The organism is Rhodovulum sp. BSW8, assembly GCF_003314725.1.
Taxonomy (GTDB): domain Bacteria; phylum Pseudomonadota; class Alphaproteobacteria; order Rhodobacterales; family Rhodobacteraceae; genus Rhodovulum; species Rhodovulum visakhapatnamense.
In genome coordinates this window covers 17,627-34,607 of record NZ_QNVX01000044.1, presented here as the reverse complement: position 1 = coordinate 34,607, position 16,981 = coordinate 17,627, and the positions used below count along the sequence as shown (strand labels likewise).

Below are 16,981 nucleotides of genomic sequence, written 5' to 3'. Positions count from 1 at the left end.
TCGGTCGCGTCAGAGCTCGGGCATTTCCTGCGGCAGCTCGGTCGCGGCGCCGAACCATTTCTCCTGCAGCGCGGCCATCCGGCCGTCATCCTGGATCTTGATCAGCGCCTCGTTGATCGCAGCGACCAGCGTGTCGCCTTCGCCCTTGCGCGCGACCCAGGCGAAATAGGTGGGCTTGCCGAAGGGCGGCTTGACGACCGAGAACTGTTCGGGCCGGGTCTTGGCGAGATAGTCGAGCAGCGGCGCCGAGCCCGCCACCGCGTCGAGACGGCCGGTCATCAGGTCGGCATAGGCCTCGTCGGGAGTGCCGTATTCCTTGATCTTGATGCCGCCGATCTTTTCGCCATAGGCCTCGAGCTGGGCCTGCTGGGCGGTGCCCTTCTGCACGCCGACGGTCTTGCCCTTGGCATCTTCGGGCGCGGTCATGTCGCCGCCGGTGCGCTGCACGAAGGCCACGGTGGAATCCGAGATCGGCAGGGTGAAGGCGTAGCGCTCGGCGCGCTCGGCCGTCATCGTCACCGGGGCCAGAACGAAGTCGAACTTGCTGACCTCGAGGCCCGGCAGGATCGAGGTCCAGGGCAGGTCCTGATATTCGGGGGTGACGCCCAGCTCCTTGGCGATCTCGTCGAAGAGGTCGCGGTCGAAGCCCACATATTCGCCCTTCTCCAGCATGTCGAAGGGGGCATAGTGCATCTCGGTCGCGGCGACGATCTTGCCCGCGGCCTTGATGTCGGACAGCTGGTCGGCCAGCGCGCCGGATGCGGTCAGAGTCAGGGCGCTGAGCCCGAAAAGCGCGGATTTCAGCGAAAGACGAAGCGTCATGTTTCTCTCCTGTTGGCGGGGCTGGTCGTGTTGGCCGGCGTCCCGCCCCGAGGGCGCCGGAAAAGTCTGGCCCGGCGCCGGATCGACCGGCACCGGGCGGTTCATGGCGTCATGCGCAGGCAGATGGCAAGCATCGGCCCGTCTCCGGCAGTGCCGCCCAGGTCCCGTCCCGGATCGGACATGAGCGCCTCGCCGGGTGCAAGGGCAAAACCGGCGACCGCCACGGGCTTTTGCCGTGCGATCAACGCCCGCGTGTCCGGCGGGGCCGGAACGCCTGCCGAAACGGCAATAACCGCATGCGCGGCCCGGCCGCGCCGGGTCATGACGTTGAAATCGAGGATCGATCCGGCGCCCAGCCGGGCCGTCACCGGCGCCTCGCCCGGGAAGGACAGCGGGCCCGAGTCTTCGCTCAGGTCCACGCTGCCCCCGCCGAAATCGAGGCGCATGCCCCGGCCCGCCAGCACCGTCAGGGTGCGGTCGATGCCGGGAAAGGTCGAGAACGGGCCGTCAGAGGCGACCTCGGCCAGGCTCATCCGCCACAGCATGTCCGGAAAGCCCGCGCCTTCGGGGAAGGCCGCCAGTTCCCAGGTCAGCCCGCCCCCGTTCTTCCAGGGCGCGGGCGTCAGATCGCTGCGGCGGATATGCCTCATTTCAGGATGCCCGGCAGGGTCAGCCCGTGCTCGCGCGCGCAGTCTATCGCGATTTCGTAGCCCGCATCGGCATGGCGCATGACGCCGGTCGCGGGGTCGTTCCAGAGCACGCGTTCAAGCCTGCGGTCGGCCTCTTCCGTGCCATCGCAGCAGATCACCATGCCCGCGTGCTGGCTGAACCCCATGCCGACGCCGCCGCCATGATGCAGCGACACCCAGGTCGCGCCCGAGGCGGTGTTCAGAAGCGCATTCAGGAGCGGCCAGTCGCTGACCGCGTCGGACCCGTCCTTCATCGCCTCGGTCTCGCGGTTGGGCGAGGCGACAGAGCCGCTGTCCAGATGGTCGCGGCCGATCACGACGGGGGCTTTCAGCTCGCCGTTGCGCACCATCTCGTTGATCGCAAGCCCGGCCCGGTGCCGGTCGCCCAGCCCGATCCACATGATCCGCGCGGGCAGGCCCTGGAAGGCGATCCGTTCGCGCGCCATGTCGAGCCAGCGATGCAGCCCGGCATTCTCGGGGAACAGTTCCTTCATCTTCGCGTCGGTCTTGTAGATGTCCTCGGGATCGCCCGACAGGGCGGCCCAGCGGAACGGCCCCACGCCCCGGCAGAACAGCGGCCGGATATAGGCCGGCACGAAGCCCGGGAAGGCGAAGGCATCCTCGAGCCCTTCTTCCAGCGCCATCTGGCGGATGTTGTTGCCGTAATCGAGGGTCGGGATGCCCGCATTCCAGAAGCCCACCATCGCCGCGACATGGTCCTTCATGCTGGCCCGGGCGGCCGTCGCGACGCCCTTGGGGTCGCTCTCCTGCCGGGCGCGCCACTCGGCCACGGTCCAGCCCTTCGGCAGATAGCCGTGGAACGGGTCATGGGCCGAGGTCTGGTCGGTGACGATGTCGGGCCGGCCGTTCGGCAGCGGCTCGCCCGCCTGCATCCGGCGCAGGATCTCGGGGAAGACATCGGCGGCATTGCCGATCAGCGCGACCGACTTGGCTTCGCCCGCCTCGGTCCAGCGCCCGATCATCGCCAGCGCCTCGTCGAGGCTGTGGGTCTTCTCGTCGCAATAGCGGGTGCGGATGCGGAAGTCCGCGTGATCCTCGTCGCATTCCACCGCCAGGCAGCAGGCGCCCGCCATCACCGCGGCCAGCGGCTGCGCGCCGCCCATGCCGCCAAGACCGCCGGTCAGGATCCACTTGCCCCTGAGATTGCCGTCATAATGCTGACGCCCGGCCTCGGCGAAGGTCTCGTAGGTGCCCTGCACGATGCCCTGCGCGCCGATATAGATCCAGGACCCGGCGGTCATCTGGCCGTACATCGCCAGGCCCTTGCGGTCGAGCTCGTTGAAATGCTCCCAGGTGGCCCAGTGCGGCACGAGGTTCGAATTGGCGATCAGCACGCGCGGGGCGTCGCGATGGGTGCGGAAGACGCCCACGGGTTTGCCCGACTGCACCAGCATGGTCTGGTCGTCCTCGAGCGATTTCAGGGTCTCGACCATCAGGTCGAAATCCTGCCAGGTGCGCGCGGCGCGGCCGATGCCGCCATAGACCACCAGCTCATGCGGGTTCTCGGCCACGTCGGGATGCAGGTTGTTCATCAGCATCCGCATCGGTGCCTCGGTCTGCCAGCTTTTCGCGGTGATCTCGGGGCCCGTCGGCGGGAAGATGTCACGGGTGTTGTGGCGCGGATCGGTCATGGATCGGGTCCTTTCGGAAGCTCAGGCCAGAAGACGGCCGGCAATGATGTTGCGCTGGATCTCGGACGAGCCCTCATAGATGCGCATGATGCGCAGGTCGCGGGCATGGCGTTCGAGCGGGAAATCGTGGGTGTAGCCGTAGCCGCCATGGATCTGGAGCGCGGTATCGGCGATCCGGCCCGCGGCCTCGGAAGCGTAGAGCTTGGCCTTCGAGGCGGCGGTGGTGAAGCGCAGCCCCGCCTGCCGCTGCCGCGCGGCCTCATGGCCCAGAAGCTCGGCTGCGGACAGTTCGGTCGCCATGTCGGCCAGCATCCACTGGATGCCCTGCCGATTGGCGAGCGGCTCGCCGCCGATGATGCGGGATTTGGCCCAGTCGCGGGCCTCGGACAGGGCCGCCCGGGCGATGCCCACGGCCATGGCCGCGACCTCGGTCCGGCCATTGTCGAGCACCTTCATCGCGATCTTGAAACCCGAGCCCTCGGGGCCGACGCGGTTGGCATCGGGCACGGTCACGTCGAGATCGAGCTCCCAGACATGGCCGCCCTTCAGACCCATGGTCTGCTCGACCCGGCCGGGCACGAGACCCGGCGTGCCCTTCTCGACCACGAAGGCCGAGATCCCGCGATGGCCTGCCTCGGGGTCGGTCACGCAGAAGACGACGACGAAATCGGCAACGCCGCCATTCGAGATGAAGCATTTCCGGCCCTTGATATGCCAGCTCTCGCCGTCCCTTGTGGCGCGGGTGCGCATGTCGGCCGGGTCCGAGCCCGCATTGGGTTCGGTCAGCCCGAAGGCGCCCAGCATCCGGCCCTCGGCCGCCGCCGGCAGGAAGCGCGCGCGGATCGCGTCATCGCCGCCCAGCAACAGGCTGTCGGTCGCGAGGAAATGCGCGGTCAGCGCCGAGACGGTCGAGCCGCAGCCGCCCGCGACCGCCGCGACCGCCTCGAAAAGCGCATGCGCCGAGATGTCGGCGCCGCCCCAGCGCTCGGGCAGGTTCGCGCCCATCATGCCGGTCTCGGCCAGCGCCGCCAGCTGGGCATGGACAAAGGCGCCCGTGCGGTCGGTCTCGGCCGCCTGCGGGGTCAGCACCTCGGCGGCAAACCGCTCCAGCATGTCGAGGAACTGGCATTCCTCGGCGCTCAGCAGATGGTCGAACTCACGCATCCTCATACTCCCTGACAATTCCGGCGGCCACCAGCCCCGCGATCTGGTCCTGATCGAGCCCGAGCCCTTCCAGCACCGCGCGGGTGCCGCTGCCCAGTGCGGGCGCGCCGGTTTCGGCCAGCGGCGCCTGGCCATCGAAGCGGACCGGCTGGCCCACCACCGGGGCCTTGCCCAGCCGGGGATGGGGCAGCTCGCTTACCAGCCCGCGCGCGGCGGCATGATCCGAGCCGAGCTGATCGGCCAGCGTCAGGATCGGCGCGGCGGGCACCTTGGCAGCCGACAGCGCCGCGACCGCATCGGCGGCGGGGCGGGGGCCGGTCCAGGCCTCGATCATGGCGCGGATCTCGGGCTCATGCGCGGTGCGCAGTTCGTCGGTGGCAAAGCGCGGATCCTCGGCCGCCTCGGGTCTTCCGATCGCGGCGCAGAGACCCGCGAACTGGCGCGGGCTGAGAACGGCGATGACCACATGGCCATCTGCGGTGCGGAAGGCGCCGAACGGGGTCGAGAACGGGTGGCGGTTGCCGACGCGGGCCACCGGGGCCTTCGCGTAAAGATGAAGCGCATGGCTGGTCGGCAGCATCGCCACCAGACAATCGAGCATCGCGACATCGAGCGTCGCGCCCTTGCCGCTGCGGCCCCGGCCGACAAGGGCTGCCAGGATCGCGATGACGGCGTAAAGCCCCGCCGCGACATCGCCGAGCGCCTCGCCTACCTTCAGCGGCGCGCCGTCTTCCTCGCCGGTCGCGTCCATCCAGCCCGACATCGCCTGCACGACGATGTCATAGGCGGGCAGGTCCGCCGCGGGGCCCGACTGCCCGAAGCCCGAAATCGCGCAATGGACGAGGCCGGGATTGTCGCGGCGCAGATCCTCGGCGCCAAGCCCCAGCCGTGCGGCGACGCCGGGGCGGAAATTCTCGACCACCACGTCGCACCCGGTGGCAAGCTGGCGCGCCAGCGCCTGCCCCTCGGGCGCCTTGAGGTCCAGAACCACCGAGTGCTTGCCGCGATTGGTCAGCGAGAACAGCGCGGATTCGCCTTCGCGGAACGGGCCGATATGGCGGTATTCGTCGCCTCGGGGCGGCTCGATCTTGATCACCTCGGCGCCCAGATCGGCAAGGATCGCGGTCGCGAAGGGGCCTGCAAGGACCCGGGTCAGATCGAGGATGCGGAGGCCTTCCAGCGGCTTCACGAGGACAGCTCCGGCGCCAGCGCCTCGATCCGGGCGAGGATCGCGGCCAGATGCGGGCGCAACCGCGCGGCCTTGTCGGGGTCGAGCGCGAAGGGCGCGGCCTCGGTGGTCAGGTGACACGATTGCGTCAGTTCCATCTGGATCGCATGCACCCCGGTTTCGGGCCGCCCGTAATGGCGCGTGGTCCAGCCACCCTTGAAGCGTCCGTTCAGCACATGGGTATAGCCCTCGGCCCCGGCGCAGACGCTTGCGGCGGCTTCGGCAATGGCGGGCGCGCAGGTCGTGCCATTGGCGGTGCCGATGTTGAAATCGGGCAGGGTGCCCTCGAAGAGATAGGGAATGACCGAGCGGATCGAGTGGCAGTCATAGAGGATCGCGACGCCATGGCGGGCGCGGACGCGCGCGATCTCGGCGGCAAGGGCGGCGTGATACGGGGCGTGGAACGCGGCCAGCCGCCGGGCGGTCTCGGCCGCGTCGGGGGCGGTGTCCCAGATCGGTTCGCCGTCGAAATCGGTCAGCGGCACCAGACCGGTGGTGTTCTGCCCGGGATAGAGGCTTTCATCCTCGGGCGGGCGGTTGGCGTCGATCACGTAGCGGTGGAAGGTGGCGCGCACCGTGGTCGCCCCGGGCAGGAGCCCATCGTAAAGCTCATGCACATGCCAGTCGGTATCGGTCAACTCGCGCCCGCGGGCGTTCAGCCGGGCGAGGATGTCCTCGGGCACATGGGTGCCGGTATGGGGCAGTCCGAGGATGACGGGGCTGTCGCCCCGGGTCACGTCGACGGGGCTCATGCGGGCATCTCCAGTCCTGCGGCGGCGACGAGGCTGCCGGTTTCGATCAGCGCCTGCGCCCGGGCGAGGTCGGGCGCGAGGTAGCGGTCCTCGCCCATCGTGGCCACCTCGGCGCGGATCGCCTCCAGCGCGCGTTTCAGCGGTTCGGAGGTTGCCAGCGGCGCGCGGAACTCGATGCCCTGGCCCGCGCAAAGCGCCTCGACGCCGAGGATCACGGCGAGGTTGCGGGTCATCCCGCCCAGACGGCGCGCGGCATGGGCGGCCATGCTGACATGGTCCTCCTGATTGGCGCTGGTGGGGGTGCTGTCGACCGAGCAGGGCGCGGCCAGATGCTTGTTCTCGCTCATCAGCGCGGCGGTGGTGACCTCGGCGATCATCAGCCCGCTGTTCAGCCCCGGTTCGGGCGTGAGGAAAGGCGGCAGGCCGAAGCTGAGCGCCGGATCGACCATCAGCGCGACCCGGCGCTGGGCGATGGCACCGATCTCGGCCACGGCAAGCGCGATCTGGTCGGCGGCAAAGGCCACGGGTTCGGCATGGAAATTGCCGCCCGAGACGATGGACCCGTCCGACAGCACCAGCGGGTTGTCGGTCACCGCATTGGCCTCGGTCTCGAGCGTCTGCCCGGCAAAGCGCAGCAGATCGAGCGCCGCGCCCGTCACCTGCGGCTGGCAGCGGATGCAGTAGGGGTCCTGCACCCGGGCATCGTCCTCGCGGTGGCTTTCGCGGATCTCGCTGCCCTTCAGGAGGCCGCGCATCGCGGCCGCGACGTAGATCTGGCCGCGATGGCCACGCAGGGCGTGGATCTCGGCGCGGGTTGGCGCGGTCGAGCCCATGATCGCGTCGGTCGACATCGCGCCGGTGACGATGGCGGCGCGCAGGCAGGCCATGGCGCGGAACCAGCCGGTCAGGGCCAGCGCGGTCGAGACCTGGGTGCCGTTGATCAGCGCCAGCCCCTCCTTGGCGCCCAGCGTGACGGGGGTCAGCCCGGCGCGGGCCAGCGCCTCGGCGCCGGGCAGGGTTTCGCCCTCGAAGATCGCCTCGCCCGCGCCGATCATGACCGCGGCCATATGCGCCAGCGGCGCCAGATCGCCCGAGGCGCCGACCGAGCCCTGTTCCGGGATCGCGGGGGTCACGCCCTTCTCGAGCATCGCCTCGATCAGCGCGACGATCTCGGGGCGGACGCCCGAGGCGCCGCGCCCGAGGCTGAGAAGCTTCAGCGCCATCACCAGCCGCGCGGTGGCGATGTCGAGGGCCGCGCCGACGCCGCAGCAATGCGACAGGATCAGGTTGCGCTGCAGCGTGGCGGTGTCCTCGGGCGGAATGCGGACCGAGGCGAGCTTGCCGAAGCCGGTATTGACCCCGTAGACGGCCTGATCGCCTTGGGCGGCGGCGGCGATGCGGGCGGCCGAGGCGGCGATGGCGGGGCCGGTGGTTTCGGCCAGCCGCGCGGGCGTTCCCTCGCGCCAGAGCGTTTCCAGTTGGGCGAGCGTGGTCTCGCCCGGCGTCAGAGTCAGCATTTGCATCCCTCGAAATAACGGGCGTGAAGCGGGTTGAAGCCGATCCGGTAGGTCAGTTCGGCCGGTTCGGCGATGTCCCAGACGGCAAGATCGGCGCGCAGGCCCGGCGCCAGTCGGCCGCAATCGGTCAGCCCCAGCGCCCGGGCGCCGTTCGCGGTGACGCCGCGCAGGCATTCGTCCGGGGTCAGCCGGAACAGCGTCGCGGCCATGTTCATGGTCAGCAGAAGCGAGGTCAGCGGCGAGGTGCCGGGGTTGCAGTCGGTCGCCAGCGCCATCGCGGTGCCCGCCTCGCGGAAGGCGGCGACGGGCGGCATCTGCGTCTCGCGCAGGGTGTAGAAGGCACCGGGCAGCAGCACCGCGGCCGCGCCCGCCCGGGCCAGCGCCGCGGCATCGGCCGCATCGGCATGTTCGACATGATCGGCCGACAGACCGCCGCGTTCGGCCACCAGCAGGCTGCCGCCCAGATGCGACAGCTGCTCGGCATGCAGCTTGACCGGCAGGCTCAGCTCGTCCGCGACATCGAAGATCCGCGCCATCTGCGCCACCGAGAAGGCGATGCCCTCGCAGAAGCCGTCGACCGCATCGACCAGCCCCTCGGCATGGGCGGCGCGCAGCCCGGCAATGGCGACCTCGTCGATATAGGCCTCGGCGCGGCCCTTGTATTCGGGCGGCAGGGCATGGGCGGCCAGCCATGTGGTGACGATACGCACCGGGCGTTCGCGCCCCAGCCGCCGCGCCGCGCGCAGCATCTTCAGCTCGTCCGCGACGGTCAGCCCGTAGCCCGACTTGACCTCGATGGTGCCAGCGCCCTCGGCCAGCAGGCAGTCGAGCCGGGGCAGGGCCGAGGCGACCAGATCGTCCTCGGAGGCGGCGCGGGTCGCGGTGACGGTCGCGAGAATCCCGCCGCCCGCCCGCGCGATGTCCTCATAGCTGGCACCTTCCAGCCGCATCTCGAATTCGCGGGCGCGGCTGCCGCCATAGACCAGATGGGTGTGGCAATCGACCAGCGCGGGCGTGACCAGCCGGCCGCCCAGATCCTCGATGGGGCCACCGTCCGGGGCCGGGCCGTCGCCCAGCGCCGCGATGCGGCCGCCCTCGATCCTCAGCCAACCCCGCTCGATCCGCCTCGGCGCATCCTCGCCGAGTGGCAGGATGGTCGCATTGGCAAGGGTGAGATCTGTCATGTTGTCGGCTCCTCCTTGATTCGAGATTATATGTCTGCACATAATAATCAAGTCAAACTCGGAGGGTCAGGCGATGCAGAGGGTCTGGGCGCGGCATGCGCTTGTGATGAATTCCTGGGCGGAGAACGTGGAAATCGCCGTTGAAAGCGGCGGCAAGATCGCGGAATTGCGGGAAAACGCGCCCTGTCCGCCCGGCGCGACGGTCGTCGGGACGCTTCTGCCCGCGCCTGCGAACCTGCACAGCCATGCCTTTCAGCGGGCGATGGCGGGGCTGACAGAATCCCGCGGCCCCGATCCGCGCGACAGTTTCTGGACCTGGCGGCGGCTGATGTACCGCTTTCTCGACCGGCTTAGCCCCGAGGATGTCGAGGCCATCGCCGCCTTCGTGCAGATGGAGATGCTGGAGGCGGGCTATGCCACCAATGTCGAGTTCCATTACCTGCATCATGGCCCGGGCGGCGCGCCCTATGCCGATCCGGCCGAAATGTCGGGCCGGATCGCAGCGGCGGCGGCAAGCTCGGGCATCGGGCTGACGCTGCTGCCGGTGCTTTATACCTATGGCGGGCTCGACCGCCGCGCGCTGGTCGCGGGGCAGGACCGGTTTGGCAACGACCCCGACCGGTTCGCACGGTTGCACGAGGGCGCGGCGGCCCATGTCGCGGCCCTTTCCCCCGATTGCCGGATGGGCGTCGCGCCGCATTCCCTGCGCGCGGTCGATGCCGCGGGGCTCGCCGCGGCCCAGGCGCTGGCACCCGAGGGGCCGATCCATATCCATATCGCCGAGCAGCAGGCCGAGGTCGACGAGGTGCTGGCCGCGACCGGTCGGCGTCCGGTCGAATGGCTGCTGGAGAATGCGCCTGTCGATGCCAGCTGGTGCCCGATCCACGCCACCCAGATGGAGCCCGCCGAGACGCTGGCGCTGGCCGCGACCGGCGCGGTCGCGGGGCTTTGCCCGATCACCGAATCGAGCCTCGGCGACGGCATTTTCGACGGGGTGCGCTGGGCGCAGGCGGGCGGGCGCTTCGGCGTCGGCTCGGACAGCAATATCCGGATCTCGCTGAGCGAAGAGCTGCGCACGCTCGACTATTCGCAGCGGCTGCGCGACCGCACCCGCGCGGCGCTGGCGACCGGGGACCGCTCGACCGGGCGGGTGCTGTTTCAGGGCGCGGCCGAGGGCGGGGCGCAGGCGGCAGGGCGCGCAAGCGGCGGGCTTGCGGTCGGCAATTGGGCCGATCTGCTGGCACTGGGCGACATGGGCCCCGACGGCATCGGGCGGCAGGGCGATCTGCTGCTCGATACCTGGATCTTCGCGCGCGACGACCGCGCCGTCAGCGATGTCTGGGCGGCCGGGCGCCATGTGGTGCGGGGCGGGCGGCATGTCCGCCGCGACGAGATCGTGGCGGGATATGCGGCCGCGATGCGCCGCCTCCGGGACGGGCTATAGGGATGGCCGGAGAGCGCGCCGCCTCGTGGCAGTCGATCCGCGACACCATCATGCTGCGGATCCGCGACCGGACCTATCCGCCTGGCGAGCTGATCCCGAACGAGGCCGACATCGCGGCGGAATTCGGCTGTGCCCGGGCGACGGTGAACCGGGCCTTGCGCGATCTTGCCGAGGAGGGCTTCCTCGACCGGCGCCGCAAGGCCGGAACCCGGGTGATCGAGGCGCCGCAGCGCAAGGCGACGCTGGAAATCCCCCAGATCCGGCGCGAGGTCGAGGCGCGCGGGCAGGTCTATGGCTACCGGCTTCTGGCGCGCGCAACCGGCCCCGCGCCCGAAGAGGTGCGCGCCCGGCTGAAACTGCCCGAGGCGGAAGCGACGCTGTATCTTGAAAGCCTGCATCTGGCCGATGGAGAAGCCCACATGTTCGAGCGGCGCTGGGTGGTGCTGAGGACCGTCCCCGGTATCGCCTCGGCTGATCTGGCGGCCGTCAGCCCCAACGAATGGCTGGTGCGCGAGGCGCCCTATACCCATGGCGGGATCGCGTGTCATGCCGAACCGGCCGGGCAGGCGGCGGCCGCGGCGCTGGGCTGTGCGCCAGCCGATCCGGTGCTGGTGATGGAGCGGCAGACCTGGCTCCATGAGGCGCCGATCACCTATGTGCGCGAGCATTTCGCCCAAAGCTACCGGCTGTGCCTCGGGCTCTGAGCGCTGCGGCTCAGACCACCAGAACCGGGCAGTCCGCGAGCCCGGTGACCTTGTGCGAGACGCTGCCCAGCAGGTAGTTCTCGACCGAGCCGAGGCCCCGGCTGCCGATCACGATCAGGTCGTTCCCGTGTTCGCGGGCGAAGCGGATGATGGTGCGGGCGGGCGGTCCGGCCTTGATGAAGGCGCGGGTGCCCTCGGCCCCGGCCTCGCGCGCCAGCCGCTTGGCATAGTCCGCCACCTCTCGGGCATAGCCGCGCATGGCGTCGTCCAGCGGCCCCGGCTCGTCCTTGCGGACCATCGACAGCGAGGCTTCCAGCATCGAATGGTGCCGGAAGACGGTCAGCACCGACAGCTGGGCGTCGCAGAGCCTGGCCAGCGCGACCGCCTGGCGCAGCGCGCGTTCGGCCCCGGCCGAGCCGTCATAGGGAACGAGGATCGAGTTGAACAAACCGGTCTCCTTTCGGCCCTCACCCGGCCTCGCCGGGGAAGGCGAGATCGCGGAGGAACAGCGCGATCTGGGGGAAGAAGATCAGCGCCACCGAGACGCCGAGCAGGATCAGGATGAAGGGCGGCGTGCCCCGGATCACCTCCATGTAGGGCCGCTTGAAGACGGCGATGGCGGTGAAGATATCGCAGCCGAAGGGCGGCGTGGCCGAGCCGATGGCGACTTGCAGCGTGATCAGCGTGCCGACCAGCACCGGGTCGAGCCTGACATCGGCGACGACCGGCGCGAAGATCGGCACCAGGATCAGGATCACCACGATCGGATCGACGAACATGCAGCCGATGAAGAAGGCGATCGAGATCGCGAACAGCACCCCGATCTGCCCCATCTGGTCGATGCCCGCGGCCGACAGGATGGCCTGCGGGATCTGGGCGAAGGAGATCACCCAGGAAAAGGCCGCGCCTGCCGCCACCAGGATGAACACGACCGCGGTGATCAGCCCGGTCGACTTGGCGGTGCGGTAGATGTCGCGCAGGCCCATCTCGCGGAAGACGAGGGTTTCGAGGATCAGGGCGTAAAGCACGCAGGCCGCGGCCGCCTCGGTCGGGCTGAAGATGCCGCCATAGATGCCGCCGATGATGATCGCCGGAAAGCCCAGCGGCCAGAGCGCGGCCCGGACCGCGCGCAGACGCTCGCCCCAGCTGGCGCGGGGTTCGGTCGGGACCCCGTTCCGGACCGCATAGGCCCAGGAATAGATCGCGAACAGCACGAGGATCAGCAGCCCCGGCCCGATGCCCGCGATGAACAGCTCGGCAATCGAGGTGTTCGAGACCACGCCATAGATGATCATCCCGATCGAGGGCGGGATCAGGAAGGCGATGTCCGAGGCATTGACGATGAGGGCCAGGATGAAGCTGTCGCCATAGCCCGCCCTCTGCATCCGGGGCCGCAGCGGGCCGCCGATGGCCACGACGGTGGCCTGGGTCGAGCCCGAGACCGCGCCGAACATGGTGCAGGCGGCGGCGGTCGAGATCGCGAGCCCGCCCTTCAGATGGCCGACGAAGGCCATCACCATGTCGATCAGCCGCCCCGCGGATTGCCCGCGCGTCATGATGTCGGCGGCGAAGATGAACATCGGCACCGCGATCAGCGAGGCCGGGCGGATGCCCGCCATCATCTGCTGGATCATGGTCTCGAGCTGGCCGAGACCGCCGAAGAGGGTCACGAAGCCCACCAGCGCCCCCGCGAGCAGCGGGATCATCATCGGAAAGCCCAGCAAAAGCAGCACGATCATGATCGAGAAGATTGCAGCCGCCATCGCTCAGACCTCCGTCTCGTCGTCGTCATAGCCTTCCAGAACCGCCGTCGAGAGGTAGACGTCGCGCGAGATCGCGTTCTTCACCGCCGTCAGAAGGTATTGCATTCCGGTCATGAAAAGCCCGATCGGCACGATCACCAGCGTCGTCCAGACCGGGATCTGCAGGGCGGGCAGGACCCGGCCGCGCCCCGCCTGGGTCAGAAGATAGGCCGCCGCGAACCAGCACAGGCCGAACATCAGCACCGCTGTCGTCAGCGCGATGACGATCATCAGGATCTTGCGCGCCCGCGAGGGCAGCGAATCGTAGATGGCCGACATCCGGATATGGCGGCCCTGGCGTGCGGCATAGCTGATGCCCGCGAAGGTGATCACCACGATCAGGATGCGGTTCAGTTCCTCGGTGAAGAAAAGGCTCGACTGAAACAGGTAGCGGCCGACCACATTGGCGACCGTGTTCAGCGCCATCAGCAGGACGCCCGCGGCCAGCAGCGCGGATTCGACCCGCGCGATGGCCGCGTCGAACGTCCCCAGAACCCCGGGAAGGCTTGAGACATAAGCCACCTCGTCGGGGTCGTCGGCGGCGGTGGTGTCGGTCTGGGACTGGGCCTGCGTGGGGCCCTGAGCAGGGCTGGCCTGGGCGCGAAGCGATTGGTCCGAGGACAAGGGCAGCTTCCTTCCGTTCCTCCCTGCGGGCGGGTGCCGGGTGCGGGGCGGGCAAGGGGCGGGGAAATGGCCAGAGCGCGCGGGATGCGGCCCGCGCGCTTCGGTGACCGTCGGATCAGCTCTGGGTGGCGTCCTCGGCGGTCTTCAGGTCCTCTTTCATCTGATCGAGGATCTCCTTGCCGCTGTCGCCGGTCATCTCGAGGAACTTGGCCTCGACCTCGCTGGCCGCGTCCCTGAAGGGCTGGCGCTCTTCCTCGGACAGCGTGGTGAAGGTCATCGAAGGCTTGGCCTCCCTGATCTTCTCGACCGAGGCTTCGGTCAGGCCCTTCTGATAATCGATGATATGGGCGAAAGCGGCATCGGCCGCGTCGCGGATCGCCTGCCGGTCCTCATCCGACAGGTCCTCGAAGAAGTCCTTGTTGGCCATCACCGCGGTCGTGAAGTTGTTGTGCCCGATCCGGGTCACGTAATCGGTGACCTCGTACATCTTCGTCGACTCGATGAAGAACATCGGGTTTTCCTGGCCCTGGATGATGTTGGTCTGCAGCGCGCCATAGACCTCGCCCCAGGGCAGCGGCGTCGGCGTCGCACCGAAGGCCTTGTAGCTTTCCACCAGAAGCGGGTTGGTCATGGTGCGGATCTTGACCTCGTCCAGATCCTCGGGCGTCTTGAACGGCTCCTTGGTCGTGATCGCCACCTCGCCTTCGGGGAACATGGTCAGAAGTTCCAGGCCCTGATCGGCATAGAGCTTGGGGAACATCTCGTTGATGGCCTTCGAATTCTCGAAGAAGCTGGCCAGCGTTTCGGGCTCCTGCGGCAGCAGGTAGGGCACGAAGAAGACCTGCGCCTCGGGGATCAGCGAGCCGGTGAAGCCCGGCGACTGGTCGACGAATTGCAGGATGCCGTCCTGCGCCTGTTCCATGATGTCGGCGGATTCGCCGAGCGTGCCATAGGGGAAAAGCTGGATCTCGTGGTCGGTATTGGCCTCGATCTCTTCCTTGAACTTCTGGGCATAGATGCCCTGCACCTCGTCGAGCGCCTCTTCGAAGGCATAGCGCCAGGTGTCGGCCTGAGCCATGCCCGCGCCAAGCGCGAAGGCGGCGACGGATAGGGTCAGCAGGCGGGTCTTGAATTGCATGGACGGTCTCCTCTGGTTGCTTGCGCACGAGCCCGCGGGCCCGAACCTTCGGGGCTGTCGGTGATCGGGGAAAGACGCGAGATTTGGCACCGCGCGCAAGCGCGACCGGTCCGGCCGCACTCCCCGGAAACGCACCATACCGGGGCCGGTCCGGAACCGCCCCGGGCAAGCCGGGAATAGTCAGGCCCGCGGGGTCTCGTCACGATCCCCGCAGGCCGGTTTCCGCCCCGCGGCGCGCCACCTGTGAGTAGCAAACGCGGGTCCGGCGCGCCCGGTTCCGAAAAAAGTGCGAAAAAATGAGCGCGGGAGAGGGAACCCGGGCCGGGCGGCCGTTTTCCCGACGGAACCGCCTGTGGCATGGCCCGGGCGGTCCGGTCCGGGTAGGCGCTAGGCGGCGGGCCGACAGAGCCCGCGCAGCACGTCGTCCTTGCCGATCTGGCCGATCAGGCGGCCGTCCTCGACCACGCCGACGGGGACGGTGGCGCCGATCAACCGGTCCATGCCGTCGCGGATCAGGGCGTCTGCCTCGATGGTGACCTCGGGGCTGCCGGTTGCGGGCTGCATCAGATCGCGCGCCCGCAGCACGCCCAGCGGGTTCATGTGCTGGACGAAATCGGCGACATAGTCGTTCTTCGGGTCGCGGAAGATCTCGGGCGGGGCGCCGGTCTGGACGATGCGTCCGCCCTCCATGATCGAGATGTGGTTGCCGAGCTTGAACGCTTCGTCGAGATCGTGGCTGACGAAAAGGATCGTGCGCTTCAGCCGCTGCTGCAGCTCCAGCAACTCGTCCTGCAGCTTGGCCCGGATCAGCGGGTCGAGCGCCGAGAAGGGTTCGTCCATCAGCAGGATCGGCGCCTGGGTGACGAAGGCGCGGGCAAGGCCCACCCGCTGCTGCATGCCGCCCGACAGCTCGCCCACGCGGCGGTCGCCCCAGTCGGCCAATCCGACCAGAGACAGCTGGTCGTCGATCCGCTCGCGTGCCTCGCGGCGTCCGACGCCCGACAGTTCGAGCCCGAGCCCCACATTCTCGCGCACCGTGCGCCAGGGCAGCAGGCCGAATTGCTGGAATACCATCGCGACGTGATGCATGCGGATGCGGCGCAGGGTGGCGGCATCGGCATGGGTCACGTCGACCATGCCGGTGCCGTCATTGACCTCGACCTTGCCGCGCACGACGGGGTTCAGCCCGTTCACCGCGCGCAGAAGCGTCGACTTGCCGGACCCCGACAGGCCCATCAGCACCAGGATCTCGCCGGTCTCGACGGTCAGGCTGCAATCGTGCACCCCCAGCACCTGGGCTGTCGCCGCCTGCACCTCGGCCCGGGTCTTGCCCTGGTCCATCAGCGGCAGGGCGCGGTCGGGATGGGCGCCGAAGACGATCGAGACGTTTTCGATACGAAGCGCGGTCGCTGTCATTTGCGCGCCCCCACATGCAGGATGCGGTCAAGCATGATTGCCACCACGACGATCACGAAGCCGGATTCGAAGCCGAGCGCGGTGTTGACCTGATTGAGCGCGCGCACCACCGGCACGCCCAGCCCGTCGGCGCCGACCAGGGCTGCGACCACCACCATCGACAGCGACAGCATGATGGTCTGGTTGAGCCCCGCCATGATCTGCGGAAAGGCATAGGGCAACTCGACCTTGAAGAGCGTCTGCCGGCTTGTGGCGCCGAAGGCGGTCGCGGCTTCCAGCAGGGCCTTCGGCGTCGAGGAAACCCCCAGATAGGTCAGCCGGATCGGGGCGGGCAGCACGAAAATGACCGTCGCGATCAGCCCCGGCACCATGCCGATGCCGAAGAAGACGATGGCCGGGATCAGATAGACGAAGGTTGGCAGGGTCTGCATCAGATCGAGGATCGGCCGCAGATAGGTGTAAAGCTGCGGCCGGTGCGCCGCGCCGATGCCGATCGGCACCCCGATCGCCATGCAGACCACGCAGGCCGACAGCACCAGCGTCAGGCTTTCGGTGGTCTCTTCCCAATAGCCCTGGTTGAGAATGAACAGAAAGCCCAGGGCCACCGCGAGGCAGGTCTTCCAGCTGCGCTGCAGCGCATAGGTCAGCGCGACGAAGCCCAGCGTGACCACCGCCGGATGCGGCGTCTGCAGCACCCAGAGGATCGCGTCGATCATCGCCTCCATGATTGCGGCGATGGCGTCCAGCACGACCTCGGCATTGTCCCTGAGCCAGTCGAAGATCGTGCCGGCGACACGGCCCACGGGAATCTTGTGATCGGTCAGCCACTCCACGGCGGCATTCCC

At 68.8% G+C, this 16,981-nt stretch carries 16 protein-coding genes; 2 read left to right on the top strand and 14 right to left on the bottom strand.

The features are described 5' to 3' along the window. Positions 1-9: 9 nt before the first annotated feature. The 8 genes from DSD19_RS16190 to hutI form a co-directional block, all read right to left on the bottom strand. Positions 10-822, bottom strand: coding sequence for a transporter substrate-binding domain-containing protein (locus DSD19_RS16190; protein WP_075787640.1), 813 nt, complete (start codon positions 820-822; stop codon positions 10-12). A gap of 101 nt (positions 823-923) precedes the next feature. Further along, positions 924-1,472 carry a HutD family protein gene (locus DSD19_RS16185; RefSeq protein ID WP_113670354.1) on the bottom strand — a complete coding sequence of 183 codons (549 nt, stop codon included), beginning with the start codon at positions 1,470-1,472 and terminating at the stop codon, positions 924-926. Further along, complete coding sequence (hutU, locus tag DSD19_RS16180) at positions 1,469-3,163, bottom strand: urocanate hydratase (RefSeq protein ID WP_113670353.1); 1,695 nt, start codon at positions 3,161-3,163, stop codon at positions 1,469-1,471. The genes DSD19_RS16185 and hutU overlap by 4 nt, the downstream gene beginning before the upstream one ends. A gap of 21 nt (positions 3,164-3,184) precedes the next feature. Continuing rightward, positions 3,185-4,327: an acyl-CoA dehydrogenase family protein gene (locus DSD19_RS16175; protein ID WP_113670352.1), complete on the bottom strand. Its 1,143-nt coding sequence runs from the start codon at positions 4,325-4,327 to the stop codon at positions 3,185-3,187. Next, complete coding sequence (locus tag DSD19_RS16170) at positions 4,320-5,516, bottom strand: CaiB/BaiF CoA-transferase family protein (protein WP_113670351.1); 1,197 nt, start codon at positions 5,514-5,516, stop codon at positions 4,320-4,322. Before DSD19_RS16170 ends, DSD19_RS16175 begins: the two co-directional genes overlap by 8 nt. Further along, entirely contained in the window at positions 5,513-6,307 is a 795-nt protein-coding gene (hutG, locus tag DSD19_RS16165) for an N-formylglutamate deformylase (RefSeq protein ID WP_113670350.1), read from the bottom strand. The genes DSD19_RS16170 and hutG overlap by 4 nt, the downstream gene beginning before the upstream one ends. Beyond that, complete coding sequence (gene hutH / locus DSD19_RS16160; RefSeq protein ID WP_113670349.1) at positions 6,304-7,824, bottom strand: histidine ammonia-lyase; 1,521 nt, start codon at positions 7,822-7,824, stop codon at positions 6,304-6,306. Before hutH ends, hutG begins: the two co-directional genes overlap by 4 nt. Then, positions 7,818-9,008: an imidazolonepropionase gene (gene hutI, locus DSD19_RS16155; RefSeq protein ID WP_113670348.1), complete on the bottom strand. Its 1,191-nt coding sequence runs from the start codon at positions 9,006-9,008 to the stop codon at positions 7,818-7,820. Before hutI ends, hutH begins: the two co-directional genes overlap by 7 nt. A 73-nt stretch (positions 9,009-9,081) precedes the next feature. On the opposite strand from hutI, the gene DSD19_RS16150 reads away from it, so the two are divergent. Further along, positions 9,082-10,452, top strand: a complete 1,371-nt coding sequence (locus DSD19_RS16150) for a formimidoylglutamate deiminase (RefSeq protein ID WP_113670347.1) — start codon at positions 9,082-9,084, stop codon at positions 10,450-10,452. A gap of 2 nt (positions 10,453-10,454) precedes the next feature. Then, entirely contained in the window at positions 10,455-11,156 is a 702-nt protein-coding gene (locus tag DSD19_RS16145; protein WP_113670346.1) for a GntR family transcriptional regulator, read from the top strand. 10 nt (positions 11,157-11,166) lie between these two features. Here DSD19_RS16145 and DSD19_RS16140 read toward each other — a convergent pair whose 3' ends face one another. From DSD19_RS16140 to choW, 6 genes are all read right to left on the bottom strand, one after another. Then, a complete protein-coding gene (locus DSD19_RS16140; protein WP_113670345.1) occupies positions 11,167-11,604 on the bottom strand; it encodes a universal stress protein in 438 nt (145 codons plus the stop codon). Positions 11,605-11,623: 19 nt separating this feature from the next. Then, positions 11,624-12,919 carry a TRAP transporter large permease gene (locus DSD19_RS16135; RefSeq protein ID WP_113670344.1) on the bottom strand — a complete coding sequence of 432 codons (1,296 nt, stop codon included), beginning with the start codon at positions 12,917-12,919 and terminating at the stop codon, positions 11,624-11,626. 3 nt (positions 12,920-12,922) lie between these two features. Next, positions 12,923-13,480, bottom strand: a complete 558-nt coding sequence (locus DSD19_RS16130) for a TRAP transporter small permease (protein ID WP_207802484.1) — start codon at positions 13,478-13,480, stop codon at positions 12,923-12,925. A gap of 217 nt (positions 13,481-13,697) precedes the next feature. Further along, a complete protein-coding gene (dctP, locus tag DSD19_RS16125) occupies positions 13,698-14,720 on the bottom strand; it encodes a TRAP transporter substrate-binding protein DctP (RefSeq protein WP_075786584.1) in 1,023 nt (340 codons plus the stop codon). A gap of 387 nt (positions 14,721-15,107) precedes the next feature. Continuing rightward, positions 15,108-16,136, bottom strand: a complete 1,029-nt coding sequence (choV, locus tag DSD19_RS16120; RefSeq protein WP_113670342.1) for a choline ABC transporter ATP-binding protein — start codon at positions 16,134-16,136, stop codon at positions 15,108-15,110. Continuing rightward, a complete protein-coding gene (gene choW / locus DSD19_RS16115; protein WP_075786582.1) occupies positions 16,133-16,969 on the bottom strand; it encodes a choline ABC transporter permease subunit in 837 nt (278 codons plus the stop codon). The genes choV and choW overlap by 4 nt, the downstream gene beginning before the upstream one ends. Positions 16,970-16,981: the final 12 nt, after the last annotated feature.